Origin of the sequence: Tianweitania sediminis, from assembly GCF_017813335.1 — a bacterium.
In the GTDB taxonomy this organism is placed as follows: domain Bacteria; phylum Pseudomonadota; class Alphaproteobacteria; order Rhizobiales; family Rhizobiaceae; genus Tianweitania; species Tianweitania sediminis.
Genome location: NZ_JAGIYY010000004.1, coordinates 1 through 18056, shown reverse-complemented (window position 1 = coordinate 18056; position 18056 = coordinate 1). Strand labels below are relative to the sequence as shown.

General features: G+C 59.4%; 19 protein-coding genes and 1 tRNA gene. 6 read left to right on the top strand and 14 right to left on the bottom strand.

Annotated elements, in window-relative coordinates:
- Positions 1–11: 11 nt before the first annotated feature.
- Both J5Y06_RS12940 and J5Y06_RS12935 read right to left on the bottom strand, forming a co-directional pair.
- Entirely contained in the window at positions 12–440 is a 429-nt protein-coding gene (locus J5Y06_RS12940) for a very short patch repair endonuclease (RefSeq protein ID WP_209335604.1), read from the bottom strand.
- Positions 437–1573 (bottom strand): DNA cytosine methyltransferase, encoded by a 1137-nt coding sequence (locus J5Y06_RS12935; protein ID WP_209335603.1) that lies wholly within the window; start codon positions 1571–1573, stop codon positions 437–439. The genes J5Y06_RS12940 and J5Y06_RS12935 overlap by 4 nt, the downstream gene beginning before the upstream one ends.
- A 273-nt stretch (positions 1574–1846) precedes the next feature.
- Here J5Y06_RS12935 and J5Y06_RS12930 point away from each other — a divergent pair.
- From J5Y06_RS12930 to J5Y06_RS12920, 3 genes are all read left to right on the top strand, one after another.
- A tRNA-Pro gene (locus J5Y06_RS12930) sits at positions 1847–1923 on the top strand.
- 166 nt (positions 1924–2089) lie between these two features.
- Positions 2090–2287: a hypothetical protein gene (locus tag J5Y06_RS12925; RefSeq protein WP_209335602.1), complete on the top strand. Its 198-nt coding sequence runs from the start codon at positions 2090–2092 to the stop codon at positions 2285–2287.
- A gap of 98 nt (positions 2288–2385) precedes the next feature.
- On the top strand, positions 2386–2592 hold the full coding sequence (locus J5Y06_RS12920; protein ID WP_209335601.1) for a hypothetical protein: 207 nt from the start codon (positions 2386–2388) through the stop codon (positions 2590–2592).
- A gap of 42 nt (positions 2593–2634) precedes the next feature.
- On the opposite strand, the gene J5Y06_RS12915 is transcribed toward J5Y06_RS12920, so the two are convergent.
- Both J5Y06_RS12915 and J5Y06_RS12910 read right to left on the bottom strand, forming a co-directional pair.
- Entirely contained in the window at positions 2635–2847 is a 213-nt protein-coding gene (locus J5Y06_RS12915; RefSeq protein WP_209335600.1) for a hypothetical protein, read from the bottom strand.
- Positions 2848–2861: 14 nt separating this feature from the next.
- The gene (locus J5Y06_RS12910) at positions 2862–3197 is read right to left on the bottom strand and encodes a hypothetical protein (RefSeq protein WP_209335599.1); all 336 of its coding nucleotides are present in this window, start codon (positions 3195–3197) and stop codon (positions 2862–2864) included.
- Positions 3198–4014: 817 nt separating this feature from the next.
- On the opposite strand from J5Y06_RS12910, the gene J5Y06_RS12905 reads away from it, so the two are divergent.
- Complete coding sequence (locus tag J5Y06_RS12905; RefSeq protein ID WP_209335598.1) at positions 4015–4518, top strand: hypothetical protein; 504 nt, start codon at positions 4015–4017, stop codon at positions 4516–4518.
- A gap of 152 nt (positions 4519–4670) precedes the next feature.
- Here the strand turns inward: J5Y06_RS12905 and J5Y06_RS12900 are convergent, their stop codons facing one another.
- The 3 genes from J5Y06_RS12900 to J5Y06_RS12890 are packed head-to-tail and all read right to left on the bottom strand — an operon-like array spanning position 4671 to position 6577.
- A complete protein-coding gene (locus J5Y06_RS12900; RefSeq protein WP_209335597.1) occupies positions 4671–5324 on the bottom strand; it encodes a hypothetical protein in 654 nt (217 codons plus the stop codon).
- Positions 5242–5814: a hypothetical protein gene (locus J5Y06_RS12895; protein ID WP_209335596.1), complete on the bottom strand. Its 573-nt coding sequence runs from the start codon at positions 5812–5814 to the stop codon at positions 5242–5244. Before J5Y06_RS12895 ends, J5Y06_RS12900 begins: the two co-directional genes overlap by 83 nt.
- Position 5815: 1 nt before the next feature.
- Positions 5816–6577, bottom strand: a complete 762-nt coding sequence (locus J5Y06_RS12890) for a hypothetical protein (RefSeq protein WP_209335595.1) — start codon at positions 6575–6577, stop codon at positions 5816–5818.
- A gap of 232 nt (positions 6578–6809) precedes the next feature.
- Here J5Y06_RS12890 and J5Y06_RS12885 point away from each other — a divergent pair, with 232 nt between their 5' ends.
- On the top strand, positions 6810–7274 hold the full coding sequence (locus tag J5Y06_RS12885) for a hypothetical protein (protein WP_209335594.1): 465 nt from the start codon (positions 6810–6812) through the stop codon (positions 7272–7274).
- A gap of 199 nt (positions 7275–7473) precedes the next feature.
- Here J5Y06_RS12885 and J5Y06_RS12880 read toward each other — a convergent pair whose 3' ends face one another.
- The 6 genes from J5Y06_RS12880 to J5Y06_RS12855 form a co-directional block, all read right to left on the bottom strand.
- Positions 7474–9576: a phage tail tape measure protein gene (locus J5Y06_RS12880; RefSeq protein ID WP_209335593.1), complete on the bottom strand. Its 2103-nt coding sequence runs from the start codon at positions 9574–9576 to the stop codon at positions 7474–7476.
- A 23-nt stretch (positions 9577–9599) separates the two neighbouring features.
- Positions 9600–9857 (bottom strand): phage tail assembly protein, encoded by a 258-nt coding sequence (locus J5Y06_RS12875; protein ID WP_209335592.1) that lies wholly within the window; start codon positions 9855–9857, stop codon positions 9600–9602.
- Between the two features lie 148 nt (positions 9858–10005).
- Positions 10006–11919, bottom strand: a complete 1914-nt coding sequence (locus J5Y06_RS12870) for a prohead protease/major capsid protein fusion protein (RefSeq protein WP_209335591.1) — start codon at positions 11917–11919, stop codon at positions 10006–10008.
- Between the two features lie 13 nt (positions 11920–11932).
- Positions 11933–12550, bottom strand: a complete 618-nt coding sequence (locus J5Y06_RS12865) for a hypothetical protein (protein ID WP_209335590.1) — start codon at positions 12548–12550, stop codon at positions 11933–11935.
- A 107-nt stretch (positions 12551–12657) separates the two neighbouring features.
- Complete coding sequence (locus J5Y06_RS12860) at positions 12658–13089, bottom strand: MerR family transcriptional regulator (RefSeq protein ID WP_209335589.1); 432 nt, start codon at positions 13087–13089, stop codon at positions 12658–12660.
- Between the two features lie 212 nt (positions 13090–13301).
- Positions 13302–13946 (bottom strand): hypothetical protein, encoded by a 645-nt coding sequence (locus J5Y06_RS12855; protein WP_209335588.1) that lies wholly within the window; start codon positions 13944–13946, stop codon positions 13302–13304.
- Between the two features lie 886 nt (positions 13947–14832).
- Here J5Y06_RS12855 and J5Y06_RS12850 point away from each other — a divergent pair.
- Positions 14833–15225, top strand: a complete 393-nt coding sequence (locus J5Y06_RS12850; RefSeq protein ID WP_209335587.1) for a DUF1236 domain-containing protein — start codon at positions 14833–14835, stop codon at positions 15223–15225.
- Positions 15226–15669: 444 nt separating this feature from the next.
- Here the strand turns inward: J5Y06_RS12850 and J5Y06_RS12845 are convergent, their stop codons facing one another.
- A complete protein-coding gene (locus tag J5Y06_RS12845; RefSeq protein ID WP_209335586.1) occupies positions 15670–17361 on the bottom strand; it encodes a DUF3987 domain-containing protein in 1692 nt (563 codons plus the stop codon).
- Positions 17362–18056: the final 695 nt, after the last annotated feature.

Sequence of the window (18056 nt, the reverse complement as noted above, 5' to 3'; positions counted from 1 at the left end):
CTCGCATACTGTTACGTCGGATCCCGCTGCCGATCATCGATGTTGGCGCTGAGGAAACTAGTGACCCCTTCCTTCGTCCGGGTCTCGCACTCCCAGATCACAGCAACCCGCCATCCGAGCTCTTCCAGATCCTGCACAGCTCGAGCGTCTCGCGCAACGTTAGCTGCAAACTTGCTTTGCCAAAATTCAACCGAAGATCGAGGATTAGAAGCTTTCCTGCATCCCGAGTGACGATGCCAGAAGCAGCCGTGAACGAATATCGCCAACTTGTGCTTAGGAAATACAATGTCAGGTCTTCCTGGAAGATCCTTTTTGTGTAGGCGAAATCTCAGCCCTAGCGAGTGAGCTACTGATCGGACGCGAAGCTCAGGGCTGGTGTTCCTGCTTCCGACCCTTCCCATTAGCCACGAGCGGCGCTCCTTTGAGATCCTATCGGTCATGCAGTCATCAGGTTTTCCAGCTGGCGCTCTGAGCCCGGACCGTACTTCCTTGAAGAAGAAGAACTAGCAGCCGGTTTCGTGACGGCGGCTTTTAGCGCCTTGAAAATCGCGTGCGCTATGACGGGTGACACGCTGTTTCCGATCATCCGGAAGCTGTGCCAAACGCTGGGATGGAAAATATGAGCGTCTGGGAACCCTTGCAGCCTCGCTCCTTCCCGGACGGTTATGACTCGGTCAAGCTCGTAGTGGATCGGCCTTACTGATTGGTAAGAGCCCTTATCCGAACCAGTGCCAGCCCGCAGCGTTGGACACTGCCCTTCTGGATGAAGCCTAGGGTGACGGCCAATCTTCTCCATCGCACCGGGAGCAATGCGAGCGAACCGAGAAATCACCGCCGCCGAATGTTCGGTCGCTTTGTTCCCTGTAAACACGCGGTCGGGACTTCTGAGGGTAAGCGCGTAGGCTGACACAATGTGCCGATCACTGGCGCGCCAGCGGTCAAAGTCCGGAAGCGAGGCGCAAGGTTCGAGTTGTTCCGCGTCTACGAGATCGGCGATCGCCTGCGAGACCGTTGTTGGAGCTGATCGATGTTTGTCGATCATCGAGATGTCGAACCGAGCCCGGACATCTTTACGGATGCCAACCACAAACATCCGACGCCGTGAGGTGGCGGCGCCAAAGTCAGCTGCATCCCATATATGAGGGCCGATCAGATCATACGCTTGCCGCACAGACTCTAACGCACGATCCAGAACCGGTCGCGAATCCTTATACATCAGCCCTCGAACATTCTCCATGACGAAGAAAGTCGGGTTAAGTTCGGCGACAAGACGGAAGAAGTGACTTAGCAGCTTCCTGCGAGGATCGTTTACGTCTCGCCGCCCAATATCGCTGAAGCCTTGGCATGGAGGCCCACCAAATACCCCGAAGACCTCCCCACCCACGTCCGCTGTGATTTCAGCCCCAGTTAGTTCGGAAACGTCACGAAGAACGAGCTTCGTCTGCGGGAAATTTCGACTGTAGGATGATGTGAGAACCGGGTCGATATCATAAGCGGCCGCCACATCGAACCCCGCGAGGTGAGCACCTCTCGAGAACCCACCACACCCGCAAAAAAGATCGACGAGTTTCAACCTGCTTGCACTCCGTGATTCTCGGCCGCCGTCTTTGTACCGGCAAGTTTCCGAGGTTGTACATCTCCCTTGCCAAGTCTCATGGCTACCACCTCTTGCTTCCTCAACCGGACTGAACTGGTTTGTCAGAACATCTGGGAAACATCCGCGGTAATTCTGCGGTAACTTCAGTACCGCGAAGTGCTTTTGGCGGCGTTTCGATGCCCTTACGTTCCGCGACCCTGTTTTCGCGCTTGCGCCGATACCCCGCGCTCTATAAGGGTTGCGGCGGTTCGGAGCGTAGCGCAGCCCGGTAGCGCACTTGACTGGGGGTCAAGGGGTCGTGGGTTCGAATCCCGCCGCTCCGACCATTGAAATCAAAGAGTTAGCTACCCCTCTTTGAACTGGCTATAAAATTTGTAGCCGCTTTATAGCCACCCTCATCGCTTTCGCTGTTGCGCCAGTCCCATAAGGGAACGCTAATTGATCTACGGCATTCTCCTTGCTGGGCGGACTCACCTAACCTGGAGAACCGGAATGGCAGCGAATCTGAACGACGCGGTGCGTCAGTACGTGAATTCCCAGCGCGGCGCGCCCCTGTCCGTACGGGCAGCGGCAAACGCAATATCGCGAGAGCTTCCGGAACGTGTGATCACACGCCAGGAACTGGCCGCAATGATCGAGGAAGAGGCACTCGTCCGACGCATCCCACTTGAAGCCGACGCGGTCCATTAGAACCTTCGGCCGACGTTTACGAACTTCTAATCTTTGTTAAGCCGTCGTTCACATGACGCCTTCTAGCCTGTCCGAATAGGACGCTGGAGGCGAACCGGATGACGCAAGCAGAGAACCTGCAGGAAGTCGTTAGGGATTACGTGGCGACCCGCTCATGCCACACTGCGATTTCGCTTGATGCGGCAGCCAGGGCAATTTGGACGGCTGCACTTAGGAAGCTGGTGACCCGGCGCGAGTTGGTCGATATGGTCGCGGAAGAAGCAATTCGGAAGAACCTGCCCGTTCGGTTCGACGCCGCCGCATAAAGAGGCGTTGCCCGCCGCCAACGCGGCAGCGGGCGGGTCGTCCTACTTCTTCAGGCTCTGGGTTGTTAGCTCGGCGCCTGCCTTCAGGAGGCTTTTGACTTCGATGACTGCTGCGGGTGGTAGATGCTCCTGCAGCAACTCGGCAAGTCTCTTCGTTGCTTCCATTTTCGGTCCGTGGATGTTCTCAAGGTGCGCGCCAAATCCGCGAAGCCTTGCCGAAGATGCCGCCTTCGATGCTTGCGTTTGTTGTACCATGATCTGCAATCCCTTCAGGCGGTCCGCACGGGGGCGGCGAGCGTCTTGCTGTATTCGAGGCTGCTCAGGATCCTTTCTGCCACTTCATCGATGGAAGCGGGTGCGAACCGGAAACCAATGTCGGTCAGCACGTCGTTCACGACCTCGTCGTAGTGCTCGTACAGTTCGTTTTCCACGTCGCCTTCCATCTCGTAAAGCTGATTGGCAGCCTCTGATGTGGCTTCCTCGTCCGCAAGTCGTCGCATGAGTTCCGCCGCTGCGGCATTCCGCGGGTCTTCCCGATACCGGACCGCCTGGCGCTCGCGCCAATCAGCTTTCTTGTTCAGGATGTAAGACAGGAAGTTGCTCATAACACACTTTTCCTCTTCGCCGGCACGCAGCCGAGCGTTTCAACGGGCTTGCTGTTGGCAAGCGACTACGAATCACCCGCAAAAGGGGTGCCTAGTTCGATGAAAAGCCGCTCAGAGGGTTGCGATGCGGCGTGGTGGCCTGTTCCAAAACAGGCGAGTGCATCAGAGATGCAGCATCAGTTGGCCGCAGTTTGCCCTTGAAGTCAATAAGCGGCGGGCGCCCCCAATAACATTCGTACTCAGCAAGCTCGCCGTCCGGCATCCGGAAGTGAGCAACAAGCTGCCCGTCTGGTCTGCGGCCCGCGAGCCAAAGTTCAGCGCCGCGCAACGGATGAGCGGCGGTCTTCCCCTCAAATATATGCATAGAAAGTTTCTCTCACTGGATTCGGGCTTTCCAAGGCCCTGGCACCGGATTGACGACCACGGCAGCCGGGAGTTGGAAACTTGCCAGTGAGACAAGCCGACGCATTTTAAGGGGTATCCCTCTGGACATAGGCGTCGCTCCCGGCCATAGTCGTGGCCGAGTTGGACGCCCGCCAAGGCAATCCTTTCGCGACTTGCCCGCCAAGGCATTCGCGCTCCGAGCAAGCATGACGCGCCAACGTCAACTTGCCCTCACTGGTCCGGGTTTCCAAGCCCACGGACAAGCATCATCTAAAAACTGATTCGCGTAAAGTACTCCCGCCCCGCGGGAATAACTTTGTTGCGTTTAGGCGGACGCGCCTAATTATCTGCAAGTAAAAAGGCGGAAGCGCATACTGTTGAGAACCTAAGTTGCTTGCTCGCGCCCGTGCCTTCGCTTGTCTATGTAGCGCAAATGAACAACAGCGCATCGCCAGAAGCTATCTACACCCCTGACGAAGTTGCAGAACGACTTAGGCTGCCACGGCGATCAGTCATCATCAAAGCGAAGCAATTCGGTCTGTGCTTTGTTGTAGGACGGTCGATCCGCCTTACCGAAGCCCACGTCCAGGCGCTCATCGTCGCGCTACAATACAAAAGCTCAAGCGAGATGGCGCAACACCATGCTGCGCGCGTGGCGGGCAGTCAGGCATTCGATCGAATCGTAGCACGCGTTCAAAAACAGAACGCCGACCGCGCCGAGGGCATAGCGCAGCGACGCGCAAAGGCTGCCGAGGAGCGGCAGGCGCGGCTCGCGGAGAAGCAAAGAATGGCCGCGGAGCGGAAAGCAGCGCCGCCTGCAGCGTTCGCACAGATAGAAGAACAACCAGCCGAGCCGCTGGATCTATCTAACCGAGATCCGGCCTATTGGACGCCCGCGCGTAAGAGGCAGTACAAGGAGCGAAAGTTGAAACGTTGACGGTTTCCCTCGCCATCACCCGCCGTGAAGCGCCCGCGCTGAGTTCCGGAAGTGTTTTCCGTCACCTGTCACCCTGTTGACGCAGCAGGTGATCCTTTTTGCGCGTTGCCACGCGGCGATGCTCGACCAAGAGCACCATCAGCACGAACGGGTCAGGCGCCCCTCGCTTCCGCGGCCGAAGCTTCAATTTTAGGAAGTGTGGGCAGTTCTAAAGCATTTAGTATGGACGCAATGCTGCGGTCGGAGTTGCACACATGCCTCTCCGGAAATCCTGTCAGATAAGCGGACAAAAAGCCCCGAGCGGCAACACGATCCCTTCTAAGCTGACGAGCCCCGGCAGGAACAGTCTTCCAGAGTTCAACCTGAAAGTGGGCGTCCTGCCCATGCTCTGGTACCCATCGCACCGAAAGATGGTGGTTCGTTAAACGCCCTCGAACGTCTTTGATCGAATGAAACGGAAGCTCGTAAAATCCGAGGTAGTGAACCGCCTCGTTTAAAGGTTCTGGGTCGCGGCCGTTCTTCTCGCGAAAATTGTCGTTCGCGATTTGTGCGGCAGCACAACCATAGTTGTGAACGCCGTCTGAGGTGCGAAGCAGAAACTTCGATCCTACCGACATGGCGTAGTGGCTATCTTCTTCGACGGTGGAGAAGCGCATTAATGTTTCGATGTCGAAGACACCATCCTTGATGAAACGGGGAAAAAGAGCAGCGCGGCAAAGAACGTCATCGCGCTGCATTAAGGTCCTGCGGATCTGTTTCGGACAGCGGCTCATCACCAAAAAGCAGAAGAAGCTTCCTGAAATCATCTGCTTTATCGTAGTCTAATTCGTAGTCGCAGCGCATTTTGCTGGCTCGTCCGATATCCATAAGATCCAGCTCTTGACCAGCGATCGTAAGATAACGCTTAAGAACATCGAAGTCCCAGGTTAGAACTACTGCCTCGCCGTCCTGAGCGAACATCTTTGGCGCTCGCCCTTTGAAATTCGTGGCAAAAACAGCCAGCAGCTCCTCGGCGTGCTTAGCACTTTCCGTATCAATATGAAAATCATGTCCTTTAGGAAGCCGTGCCATACGTCTTATGGCTTCGTAGAGCGCGTAGTATTTCAGGCTGCGCTCGTCGTTCGGCTTTGCTAAAGGGGTTAGATTGCCCTGGGAACGATCCACCTCTTGGTGCTCGAACTGCAAAGGCTGCGCTGGTGTACTGCTGGAGATTGTCCACGGATCATAGGCATGCTTGTAGACCCTTGTCGTCCGTGACTTGATATGCCGATCTGGCCTGACTCTAGCATCCACCATATCAAAGTTCCTGACCCAGACTTTGGATCGTACCTGAACTTGCGACTCGCGCAATCTCCGAAACGATTTCCGCAAAAATGGACATTCTCTCTGAGCTCGCAAATAGCCGCCCGTCAGGCACTGTGTTGAAATCTAAAGTTTGAACGGCAGACAGGATGACGGAGGATATCGCCATGGGTTGAACGCCGCCGCTTCCCACTTCGAAGTTGATCGTCTGCGCAGCCGCCACGTGATAGCGAACGACGCGGTTGATCGCCAATCCGTCCACAGCCTTGCTGTAGGTGCGACGATTAAGCTGTACGGAGATGTCAGATACTCCATCTAGACCCGGGTCGAAGCCGGTCACGTCAGCGATAGCACGCGCGGCAGACTCATAGTCATCTGCAGGATAGGCGGTCGTAGCGACTACTGAGACTCGTACCGCCGGCCCAAGCATCTTGTCTGCGGCTTTCATGCTATTCAGAAGATCATTTGCTACATCGAGATCAAAGCTAGAACCCGGCAACGGTACCCCATTTTCCTGGGCACGAGCGTTGAACAGGAAATCCACCCTGCCGGGCTGAACTTGCGTGACAATCGTTCGATCTTCAGTTTCGCTGTAGCACACGCTCAAGAACGGGTTGGCAGGAGACGGGATCTTATTTTTCTGCACGGAGTCGGGTTCGCTACCGACAATCGCTTTGAATAAAGCCTCACCGTCGACTTGATCTGCCGAGGTCAAGAACCATACAAATTGCAAACCCTGCGCGCGCCATGCCGTCATGGATGCCTCCGGCCGTAGATAGGGCTGATTAGCCATAATGATCTAATGCGTCTACGTTGAAAAATCGTCTACAGCGACGCTGCCTGGTTGAGCCCTGTCATGGAACCTGCCCGCTCTTTGAGCGGATATCCGAAGTCGTAGTCGCTTCGTCTGCCATAAACGCAAGGACGCGACCGCCCGCGGGCTGTTAAAAGGCAGGGGAATCAAGGTTGACGGGTGTGGGCTGTTTACCGTGGCGGCAAATAACATTGAACGTTTCAACACCATCGTCGGGCTTGTTTTTGAACAACTCTACCGGGCTTTTCCCGTGCCGATCACCATCGATGAGCCGGCGATCGCCAAAGCAATGGGCTTGACGGTCGAGCTGAAGTATCACGATGATGATCCCCGCTTTCCTCCGGTAGCACAGATCGGCAATTTCGATGACGGCTCAAGCTTCAACGGAATGCTTTGGGCTGCATTGCCCTGGCTTGTAGACGAGGGCTACATCAGAGCACAGGGTCAGGTCAGGTCAGAGGAAGCCGTCCTCACTTCAAAGGCGCTTTCCATTCTCAATGCCGCGCCTGAAAGCTTGGGAGGAACCCTGGGCGCGAAGCTTACTGGCTTGGCGAAGGAAGCTGGAAGTGAAGCCGGCCGCGCCGTTATCAATGGCGTGGTGGGGCAGATTTTCTCCTTTGGTCTGAGGATCCTCAGCTAAACGATCGTGGCAGAGTGCCGTTCGGCGAACGCATCTAAAAGACGCATGCTTGCCGAAGGTCGATCAGCAATCGGAGGTTTTGTGTCGATGCGCTGATGCTGTGACTTTTGCCGCCGCCCGCGAAAACGTCAAACGTGACGTCAATCCGTCGCCCGCCGCAGATCAAGCAAATCGCCATCAACTACGGCTTCACCAAGCCCTAAAGCCCGCCGTCACCGTAGTTGGACTCGGTGGCTTCCCGCACCGCTGCACCAAGCTGGTTCATCACCGTGGCCGGCGCGGCCGCCTCGTGGATGGTCACCGGCATGCTGATGGTGACGTTCGGCCGAACCGGGTTCGTGACCTGGACCTGCTGCACGCCTGTCGGCTGAGTGCGGAGCGTCATGTTGCGCAGAGCGCTTAGCGGATCCGGCATGACGCTGCTGGTTGGACCCGGCGGCTTTGGCGGGCCGTCAAGCCAGGAGTCCATGCTCCGCGCTCGACCGCCGTCGTTGGTGCTCAGGTGTGCGCGGCCAGTCGATTCCAGCGGTGTGAACTTGCGGGCATTGGCTGCCGCCTGGTCGCGCATTCGCTGCCGCTCTTCCGCGGAAGCGTTGGTATAGTCGTTGTCCTTGGTCGACCCCTGGCTCAACAGGAGGCCGGCCCACGCGCCCGCAGAGCGCAGCACGGCCAGCGCACCGGCAATCCCGCCACCGCTGACCTTGTTGCCGCCCTTAGCGCCCTTGGCGTCCTTGCTGTCGCCTTTCAGCACGTCGGACAGGCCGGTCATGCCGGACAGGCTCTTTAGAATGGCGACCGCCGCCTTTGCGCCGCTAAGGAAGTACAGCGCGCCCGCAAGCTTACCGATGGCCGCCGCCAGGATGCCGATGCCGGTAGCCGCCAGCACGAACTGGAAGCCGTAGCCGGCCATCTCTGCCAAGAAGCCTGCAATTGGATTGTCTCGCACCGCCGCGTTGAACTCGCGGATGTTTGCGCCCCATTCCTTGAAGCGAACGAAGATGGCGCCGATCTTGTCGGCGTTCGCACTGCCGTCGGCAGGGCCGAAAGTCAGATTGCCAAGTTCATTGACCATCTGCCGGATTGAGCCGTCGTAGCCCAGCCCGTTCATGAACCCCTTGAACGCCGCCGTCATCTGCGTAAGCGGCGTGGCGCGCTCACCCAGGCTGTCCAAGATGTCGCCTATGCCAAGTGCCGCTTCCCGAATGGAAGGAAGCATGCTGTCACCGACTGACCGGAAGGAGTCAGCGAACTTGTTCTGGAGGATCTCCAGCACGTTGCCGACCGTGCCAGCCCGGGTAACATATTCTTTGAACGCCGAGCCGGCGTAGTTCGTGCGGTCGCCGACCATATCGAGTTGGCGGCGCAACTCTGTCGCGTTGTTGATGATGGGCATCAACGCGCGCGCTTCGTCGCCGAACAGCGCCGACGCGATCGACACGCGCTCCCACTCCGGGAGCTGCTGGATCTTGTCGATCACGTCCAGCGTCGTCTTCAACGCGTTCTTCTGCATCGACTTGGCGGTCTTCACCGAGTCGATGCCGAGCCTGCTGTATGCCTGCCGCTGGCTCTTTGTGGCGCGCGCGCCCATCGTCAGGGCGCGGCCCATGTTCCGGAAGCTGGTTGCCGCGACTTCCGATTGGGCGCCGGCCGCAATCATTGCGCCGCCGAACGCCAGCGTCTGCTGCGCACCGAAGCCGTAAAGCTCGCCGGTCGCCGCAACGACCCTCGAAAATTCAACCAGCTTTGGCGCTTTGGCGGCCGTGTTGTTGGACAAGTGGTTCAGCGCATCGGCGTAAAGCCCGATGTCATCCACCCCCATGCCGAGCTGGGTCTTGATTTCCGCCAACGCGGACGAGGTTTCGCCTTGGGTGGTATCCCAAGCCACGGACACCTTCGCGACCATCTCGGCGAATTTGCCGAGCTCGGCCAGCGGGACGTTCGACTGCGCGGCGTTCGCGTAGATCTCGGCAATACCGCTTGCTGCCACGGGCAGCTCCCGCGACATTCCGGTGATCTGGCGCCGAATGTTCGCGAATTGCTCGTCATTGACGTCCAAGACCTTCCGGACGTCGGCCATGGCGCTTTCGAACTCAAGCGCGCCGCCGACCGTGGCTTTGATGCCTTCCGTCGCGCCGATATACGCGCCGCCGATTGCCGCAATGCGTCCGACCATGCCGGTGAACGGCGCAAACACGCGGCGGTTCTGCGCCTGAAATGCGTTGAGGCTCGCCGAGATGGCGCGCATCTTCGATGACACGCCGTCATGGACGGTCAGCCTCAACTGGCTATTGAGAATGCCCACGCGTCACCTCATTCGGGTTGCGTTCAAGTCTTGCGCGCTGGGACAAGCGGCAGGGCTGCTTCAAGGAACCGGTGGGTGTCTGCCATGGAAAGGCTGGCGATCACCTCGACCGGAACGTCTGCTAGGCTGGCGAGGGTGGCGACAACGGCGAGGTCGCGGCCGTCAGTGCTCTCGACCCGGGACGCGAGCAGATAGTCGGCAAGCCGCGGCTTCCGCAGTTGGAGATGATGGTAGGTTTTCCCACCATATTCGACGGAATCGGATAAATGGATTTTTGGCACGTGAAGCTCTCCACGGGGCGCGCGCGTTCACCGTTCCTGAACCTCCTAGGTCCAAGATCCGGATGTCGACGGCGTTGAGTAATTGTCGGCACAAAGCCCGGCCGCGCGCTGATCCGAGCGGACGGGCTTTTCTGTCTGACTGATACGGCTAAGCCCCGGCATTTTTCTGGAATGCGCGCCAGTCAATGACCTTCGCGCCGACTTCCATGCGTGCCTTGATCTCAATGCCGTCCGTGTTGAACGCCATCTTCGATTCCGTGTACACGCCGCGGTTGCCTTCCAAGTACGCAAGCTCGACCGTGTCGATCTGCCCAGGCGAAGCCGCCAGGTACCAAGCCGTATTGCTGCCTGCGATAGCCACGCCGGTCACCGGATGCACAACGCCGTTGTCGAGACGTGGCTCGGAAATGAGCCCGAGGCGCCTCATTGACGCCGGCGTTGCATCATTGGCATTGGTTGGCTGGTAGACGCTTCGAAGAAGCTGTTCGGCTTTCGTTTCCAGCTCGACCGGCACGATGACGAAGGCCGGCGAAATGTTCAGAACCGTCTTCTTGTCGAGGCCGGTCTGCTTCGCCATGGCAGCGCGCATTGCTCCGATCGGGGCAACGGCCAAAGCCGCGGCCGAAGCAAGGTTGTTGTGGTTGGCGTGGAACAGCGCTGTGCCGTCGCCCATGACGGGATTCCCGAGAATTTCGGCCCAGACCAGATCGGACTCAAGCTGCGCAGCCGCCACTCCGAACATCTGCGGGATGCGGCCGAAGGCGTTCAAATCGTCATTGACGATGACTTCGCGCGTGATGCCGATGATCTTACCGAACTTGTAGGCGCGGTACTTCTCGGAGCCTTCGCCGATCGTGCCGCGCTTGTATTCGCCGTGCTCGTTCACCTTCTCAAGGCGGGGAGCCTCGCCGAGCTGGGCGCGCGTCACTTCCTTGAAGTCGGAGACCGTGGTCTCGCGGACCAGCGGGCGGAACGTCTGCGGTGCGGACTCGTAGCCCGCACGCAAGCTTGTGCTCACGACAGACCCGAGAATGACCGAGAAGTCGGACGTGGTGTGCATGCCGCTCGAACGCTGCATCAGAGCTTCTGCTGCGATCTCCTGGCGGTTCATCCCGCGGGTGGAAATGCCGCCAGCCTCAAGAACATCGCGCGCCATGTCGATCAGCCCCATACCGCGGAATTCGCGGGCGCCGTCCGGCAGAGCGTTGGTCGGATTGATGCGGTGCAGGATCGCTGCCTGGATGGCCGAGGCGCGCTGTTGGTCACGCTGGCGATTACCATTGAAATTTGTCACGAGGACTCCATCCGTGTGAGGGGCTTCGCGCTCCACGAGGAGCTCAAGAAGCTTGTGTCGGAAATCTTGGATTGAGGTTCCGGCCGCTACATGGCGGAGGCCGAAAGCCGGCTCGCCGGCGGACTCCGCCAGTTCCGCAATGGTGGATGCCCGCGTGCGCTCCTGCGATGCGGTACCAAGATCAAGGCCGACGAACTGGCACGGCTCGAAGTGAGCCGAAGTGCTTCGGAAGTGCGCACCGGGATCAGCGCCGACGGCGACAGCGCTGATCTCAAACGGCTCCCAGCTTACTACGCGCCATTCGTCGTCGTCGTCCGCCTGTTCAGTCACGACGACTTTGATTAGCCGGTATCCGACGCTGACATTCCGGATGATGCCAGTCCTGATCTTCGCGACAAGGTCCGCATCGCCGGCGGCTGCAGAGAGCCCTACCCGCGCATACCCCTTGCCGTTCCGGATGACGGCGGAGCCAGGTACCACGCTACCAATGACAGCTCGCAGGTCCGTGTCGTGGCCAGCCAGGAGCGGCGCACCAGCGTTTAGGCGAGCGAGGTCGACCGCTTCCGGTGTCACTTCGAGAATTTCGTTGTAATAGCGGCCGGTGACCCAATTCTGCCGGCGAACCGCCGCGCCGGTTGTCCAAAGGACTTCGACGCTGTTGTCAGCCGGATTGAACGATCCGATTTCAGCCGATCGGCGAAATTCTGGCGCGTAAAGGCGCGCGCCTTCGCCGGGCGGTTTGGCGCCGCCCGCACTTGATCTTGTCATATGATTGCTCTGTTTAGCTGTAGGAGTGGACCGGGACCGGCTGCGGCGTGCCGACGCCGCCAAGGGCATATGCGGCCTCCTTGGTAATGAAGGCGGCCGCGGCACCGTGTGCGGGGTTGCAGTCGGTTGCCGGAAGGCTGAGCGCTTCCCGGAAGCGGAAGGCGTGCAGGAAGGTGTCGCCCCAAACACGCTCTGAGGCGGTCTGGAGGAACGGCGGCGCATCCGGAACTCCGACGAGCGCCTCGTTCAAAAACGACACTGCCTCATCAGCTTCGTGTTCGGCTTCCGCGATCGCGATGATCGACTTCGCCAGCGCTGGGTACTCCTCGCGCAAACGGCGCACGACATGGTCCACCTTCGCTTTCACCGCATCGTGGCGAGCCTGAAGCGCGTCGCGCTCTTCTGCGGCAGTTGCGATTTCAAGCTGCGCCTCCAGGACTGCCTTTCGGGCAATCTGCCGGTCACGATCAATCCGAGCGGCCGCTATCGCGGCCTCGGCAGCAAGCACGGGCGCGTCGTCGTCGGTTTCGAGAAGCAGGCGTTCGCGCCGTGCTTCCGCCTCGGTTAAACGAAGGTCTGCGGCTGCGATGTCGATGGTGGCAAGGGCCGCCTCGATTTCGGAACGGGTCATCTGCAATGGCCTTGATGGTAATTGGAAAGGAGTGACCCGCAGGACCTGCGGAAGGTCCTGCGGCTTCATCGGCGTGCCAGTTCATCCGTGGTCACGCCAATTGGTCGTCAATCAAAGTGCTGGGCAGCGTACGCGCGGGCGGCCGACCAGCAGAGCCACGCTTCGACTTCGACGGCCGCGCCGTTTTCGCCGTAGAGCCGCCACATCGCATTGTCCGCAATGGTGCGCGGTTTGCCGTCCGGGTGGCAAGCAAAGGCGAAAGCGGATGAGATGGTAGTGTTGCTGACCGGAATGGAATGCTCGCGTAGTTTGCCGAGAAGGCAAGCAGCAAACACCTCGTGAGCCGAATAGAAGCGACGGCCGCCCTTCTTTTGTCCAACTCCAATCCCCGCCGCGCGCGCAATATCGAACCAGTGATCGACGGTTGCCTTCGGAGCGCCGAGGAACTCAGCGATTTCTCGCAGGGTGAAAGCGTGATCCCGCCACCAGGCGGGCATCGGAAATGTACCCGGCACGGCGCGGGCAGCGTCATGGGGCATGACGTTCTCCAAGAGATAAGCGGTTGGTTTTCAGGGACGTCGAAATGAAAGCGCTGCACGCGGCACGCATCTGCTCTCGCAGGGCGCCGCGGCGCGATCGACCGCGGGCATGCGGTCCACGGGATTGGCAGAAAAAAGCGCCCGGCGCGAAGCCGGGCTAAAGCTCTCGGGTACTGCTATGTAAATCCCGAACTTCTTACGGAAAAGGGACCTCAGGCCGCGAGGACTTCGTCCAGCTCGGCACATGCGGCGAGCAGTGCCGCCTTGCCCCGGCGTTCGGCGGTCTTGCCCAGGAAGCCGAGGTGCTCGCCGACTTGCCGGAGATTCGCAGCGTGCAGCGCTAAGTCAAGGATTGCAGCCGTCTCTGGCGTTACGGACGATCGCACGTCGACTGCCTCACTCGCGATGGCGACTGGATCATCGAACGGAAAGGCTCCGCGGCAAGCACTTGGATTGCTGCCAACGGTCGGCGGCGTGTTATCGTTCGCCACTGCGCCCTTCGGCTTGCCGAAACGATCCCGCGCCTTCCGGCCTTTGCAGTCGACGATCCCACCTAGCGGGATGCGGATATCACCGTAGACGTAACCAAGAGCAGTTTTCTGATAGCCTTTCTCACACTGCTGTCCGTTTGAGAGTCTCAAGGCGCCCATCCGGGTGACGCAGTTCGGCATCTTAGAGCCGCGCTTCCCCTGGCCATAGACCGACCCGCGCTCAAGATCGCCGCCCACAGGAGTAAGATATTCGTCCCCGCCGCCGCCAAGCCGCGCGTGCCGCCGAGCTTGAAACTGAACGTCCTTGATCGCCACCACCATTTCCGACACACGCGGTCGGACTTCATGCTCGCTATCGAGCAGCATCAGCAGGGGCTGACCGGTGCCCTCGTGGTCATCGTCGGGTTTGTTGTCGTTTGCAGCCGTCCAATCGGTTCCGGCGTTCAGCGCTCGCCACTTCAGAAGAGACCGGCATTGTTCGGCGATGCCGGCTTGTCTAGGGCGCGATGTTGGTGCGGCTTCCCGCGGAAGAATGTCAGCGTCACTCTTAGGTGCGTTCGCCCGCCAGGCGGCAAGCGCACGCCGGTAGGCTGCCGGCGACCATGCCGGATCCGTTACAAAGGTCATCGTGGGTAGTTCCCGAGTAGCGATGTTGCCCGAAGGCGAGCTTGCCGCGTTGATCCGCAGTCGTTGTCTTCTAAGTTATATAGCTTTTTGGTGAGGCAGAACCAAACTCGGCTTCCTTTTCCGTCGCACCGCAACCCTTACAGCTCAAGGTTTTCTTCGCCATAAAAGGAAAGAAATCCTACCGCGATTCTTTTGCACAGACCCTGACATCGGGAGCCTCCCACCCGCTAGGGGTGGGGGAGGCCGGGAGGACCCGATGCAGGGGGTGGTGCCGCTGAACAAATCAAGAACTTTCTTGATGGCGGCGAATGAGAGGCGACAAGGCATTCGAATCGCGTAACAAGCGAAGCGCGCGAACGGCGATGTTTCTCTTTAAGGAGGACTCCGCCGATGCGCCGCCCCAGATCGAAAGCTCCACGTACAATCAAGCTACCGCCGATGGTGGCAACAGCCCTCGGCACGGTGCTCGGAAAAGCAGCGTGGAAGGTTGGGGGCTGGGTGGCCGTATGGCTCGGGTGGAGCGGCTGACACGGCCTGTTTCTAGGCGTTCGGCACTAGACGCAACCAACATCCGACCATCCCCGTTAAGGATCCGAAGGGCTCCTGATCCATAAGGAATACGACCATGAAAAAAGTTTTGGTGACTCTTTCGATTACCATGCTCGCCTTGGGTTCTTCCGCTTTCGCGCAGGACAGCGGCGCAGCAACCGGCGCAGCCGGTGGCGCTGTAACTGGCGCCATTGTCGGCGGTCCGGTTGGCGCAGCGGTTGGCGGTGTGGCTGGCGCGGTGATCGGCGATGCGCTTACTCCGCCGCCGGCTGAAGTACGCTCTTATGTTGTCGAACAGCAGCGGCCATCGGTCACCATCGAGCGCGAGGTTGTTGTGGGCGAGGCACTGCCTGATACGGTGGAATACCAAGTCATCCCTGGTCACGATGCCTATGCTTACACCGTCGTGAACGACCGGCGGGTAATCGTCGATCCCCGCAATCGCACCGTTGTTCAGATTATCGACTGACTTTCGGCTGACTTAACTGCGAAGCATCGGGGCTGGACCGCTCCGGTGCTTTTTCGTTATCCGACGTGCGCCGGTTTCTCCGCCGGTCTATCCACGCGGCTCCACGCGCCGGATTAGCTCGGCTGTATCAAGGAAGAACGAGCCGTCCTTTGCGCGGACCTCGACAACATAGAGAAGGTTGTCGCTATCCCCACGCGCGCCGACGACCGTGCAGGGTTGCCAGGCCATCTTAAGGCTGCCTGAGCTAGTGTTGGCGACGTAGCGCTGGGCCTCGAATGGTTGAAGTGCAAACATTGTAGAATTCCAATTGAGTTGGCTCCTCGGTTGATGAACAGAAGTGTCACCGATTGGCCCTTGTGCGCGGGAGTCCAGAAAGCGTCCTCTTTAAGAGGAAGAACCACGTTCTTGGTAACATCTCATGCGCGCAAGGGACGGTTGGTGACACTAGGCGGCTAGTTTTTCGCCCCTCGCGATGATGCTCCGCGCGATTGCGCGGCGCTCAGCCTCTTCGTCCGCCTTGTCTTCGAACTGTTCGAAGACACGCGGATCGACCTTCCACTCTCGACTATCGCGGCGGATTGTTGGAACCGGGGTCAGCCAGCCGAATGCGTCGAGCTGGTCTAAAACCAATTCGGCATCGGCGTTATCCATGGAGCGCATCAAGCGGTCACCGCGGCGCACATCGCGCACGGTGAGGGTCGTTGGACGCCGCGTGAGTATCCACCCGGCCACGGCCTCGACTTTATCCTGCCGGTCAGAAAGTCCCACGACCTTCGTGTAAAACGCAATAGCGTGGGGATAAAGGAAGCCGAACAGGAAGTCCCGCACGCGGGCTGCAACGTCTTCTGGCACCTGTGAAGCTGGCCGCTCGCCCTTGCTTTCGATGCAATGCCAAATCAGGCACAGGCGCGCGAAGATCCCGTTGTATTTGCCGATGTGGGCGGCAAGCTTCACGTTCACCGTTTCCCACGATTGTGCGAGATCGTAGTTTCGACCGGCGACTTCCTGCCAAACCACCTGCGCGGCTGGTGAGAACCGAAGTGGTACTTCCGTCATCCCGCCACGCATCGGCTTTCGAAGCTGCGTTAGCCTCTCTATCACGCCGCTGTAAGACGCAGCCACATCGGGCATCGGAACGTCCTTGCCCAGCTTGCCGGCTCGGAGGGAAACGGGAAGAAGTCGCTGCAGCAGGCCGTCGTCATGACTGTCGTTGGCAATGGCGCGGATCGGTTCAGGCTGGATGCCGCCCAAGAGCGAAACTGAAAGGTTTGGCACCACCGATGCACCGCGTCCTACCCGGTTCACCGTGTACGAACCGCCATTAAAAGCCTGCAGCCAAAAACCGCGATCCTTCGCTGCACCTCGTGCCCCGCCGCTGTACTTGTCCATAGAGCCGAACCAGGCGGACAACTCATCCTGGATGAGAAGCACTCCGTCCGGGCTGTCTTTCAGGACCTCCTGCGCGGCTTCAATAGTGGTGTCTTCAAGGATAAGGCGCTCATGGCGCGGGACCGTGCCCGACTTGCGCGCCTCCTTATCGAGCGCATCGTAAGCGACCTTCTGCTCAGCGAACGCGCGGTACATATCATGATCAATTCGACGCAGAGGCCGCGTCGCCGCTGAAAGGATCGGCGTCTTCATCGTTGAGGGCAATCCGACCAAGCCAACCCATAGGCGTCCCGCCTCGGTCCACGACCGGTCGTGTTCTTTCGGCTGGATTACGATCGTATCGGGGATAGCTGCGCCGCAGGCGGCCAAGGCCGCCATGGCAAGCCCGGCCGGATCCGCGCCCATGGTGTCGGCGAGGATGGTCGCGAACTCGGAGATCGTGTCCGGCAAGGTGTCGGGCGGCAAAACGGGATGCGTCGCGGACACCCATAAGTCGACGGGGCCGTTCTGATTGGCAGCCATGCGGCCTGGATCTGTCAGTCCGCATTGCATGCGAACGAAACGCACAAGCTCTCGCGAACTGTAAGGACCGTCCGCCGTCTGCACGTAGAAGGTTTTAGTGGCGGTGTGGTAGAGGTCTGCCCGCTGACCGGCAATCTCGCAGTCCTTCAAATATGGACCGTCGATCGTTCCTCCGTAGAGCGCCTGAAACTCATAGAGCGACGGCGTTACATCATCCAAGGTCATTGGCTGCACGGCCTCCAAGGGCGGCTGCGGCCGCTTTGGTTATCTGTTCGGCGAGGATAGGATGGAAGGTCGCAGCGTGCTTCCCGCAGGCGGTGGGCGCGACTGTGCGAAGTCCGCCGGCTGTCCGGCGAAGTTGAAGGTTGCAGAGTCGGAGATGTTCGCTGACCTCGACGTCGAAAACGGCAAGCGCCTTCGGTCCAGCTTCGGGCCGGATTGAAAGGATCCTCACGGGGTCCTCCTGGTTGTGGTGTGGGTTGGCGCTGGGTGCGCAGTGGGCGTTTAAGCGCCGGGTGTTGCCGCGGTTTGTGGTCGTTAAGGAGGAAGCCCGCCGGTGGTACCGACGGGCTGGGCCATCAGTTTTGATGCCGCTCCAAACTTAGCTTCGGGCAAGACGTAGCTGCCGGCAGAAATGCCATCTCCAAGATGGGCGCCATTGCTACTATAGCGCCGTCCTTCACCTGGATCCTTAACGGGCGGAACAGAATTGCTTCTGCTGAGGCGGCACCGACCTCGCCTATAGCGATCGCCCGCCTGTAGACCTCAAGTTTCACCCTTTCTTCTGGGAAGGCTGGTGACGTTGCCCCCGATCAGCCCTCGTTCATAACTGGACTCTGTTCTCCTTGTGGTCCGATCTGGACCGGGTTGCAAACTCGTTCGGGGTGAGGCCGCGCAGGCTCGTGTGCGGCCGGTGCTCG

Coding starts and splice junctions, on each gene's coding strand:
- J5Y06_RS12860 (WP_209335589.1), bottom strand. CDS start 13,089: ATGCCCCATGACGCTGCCCGCGCCGTGCCGGGTACATTTCCGATGCCC.
- J5Y06_RS12925 (WP_209335602.1), top strand. CDS start 2,090: ATGGCAGCGAATCTGAACGACGCGGTGCGTCAGTACGTGAATTCCCAG.
- J5Y06_RS12845 (WP_209335586.1), bottom strand. CDS start 17,361: ATGACCTTGGATGATGTAACGCCGTCGCTCTATGAGTTTCAGGCGCTC.
- J5Y06_RS12920 (WP_209335601.1), top strand. CDS start 2,386: ATGACGCAAGCAGAGAACCTGCAGGAAGTCGTTAGGGATTACGTGGCG.
- J5Y06_RS12890 (WP_209335595.1), bottom strand. CDS start 6,577: ATGACGGCATGGCGCGCGCAGGGTTTGCAATTTGTATGGTTCTTGACC.
- J5Y06_RS12910 (WP_209335599.1), bottom strand. CDS start 3,197: ATGAGCAACTTCCTGTCTTACATCCTGAACAAGAAAGCTGATTGGCGC.
- J5Y06_RS12900 (WP_209335597.1), bottom strand. CDS start 5,324: ATGATTTCAGGAAGCTTCTTCTGCTTTTTGGTGATGAGCCGCTGTCCG.
- J5Y06_RS12940 (WP_209335604.1), bottom strand. CDS start 440: ATGACCGATAGGATCTCAAAGGAGCGCCGCTCGTGGCTAATGGGAAGG.
- J5Y06_RS12850 (WP_209335587.1), top strand. CDS start 14,833: ATGAAAAAAGTTTTGGTGACTCTTTCGATTACCATGCTCGCCTTGGGT.
- J5Y06_RS12870 (WP_209335591.1), bottom strand. CDS start 11,919: ATGACAAGATCAAGTGCGGGCGGCGCCAAACCGCCCGGCGAAGGCGCG.
- J5Y06_RS12905 (WP_209335598.1), top strand. CDS start 4,015: ATGAACAACAGCGCATCGCCAGAAGCTATCTACACCCCTGACGAAGTT.
- J5Y06_RS12855 (WP_209335588.1), bottom strand. CDS start 13,946: ATGCTGCTCGATAGCGAGCATGAAGTCCGACCGCGTGTGTCGGAAATG.
- J5Y06_RS12915 (WP_209335600.1), bottom strand. CDS start 2,847: ATGGTACAACAAACGCAAGCATCGAAGGCGGCATCTTCGGCAAGGCTT.
- J5Y06_RS12865 (WP_209335590.1), bottom strand. CDS start 12,550: ATGACCCGTTCCGAAATCGAGGCGGCCCTTGCCACCATCGACATCGCA.
- J5Y06_RS12895 (WP_209335596.1), bottom strand. CDS start 5,814: ATGGTGGATGCTAGAGTCAGGCCAGATCGGCATATCAAGTCACGGACG.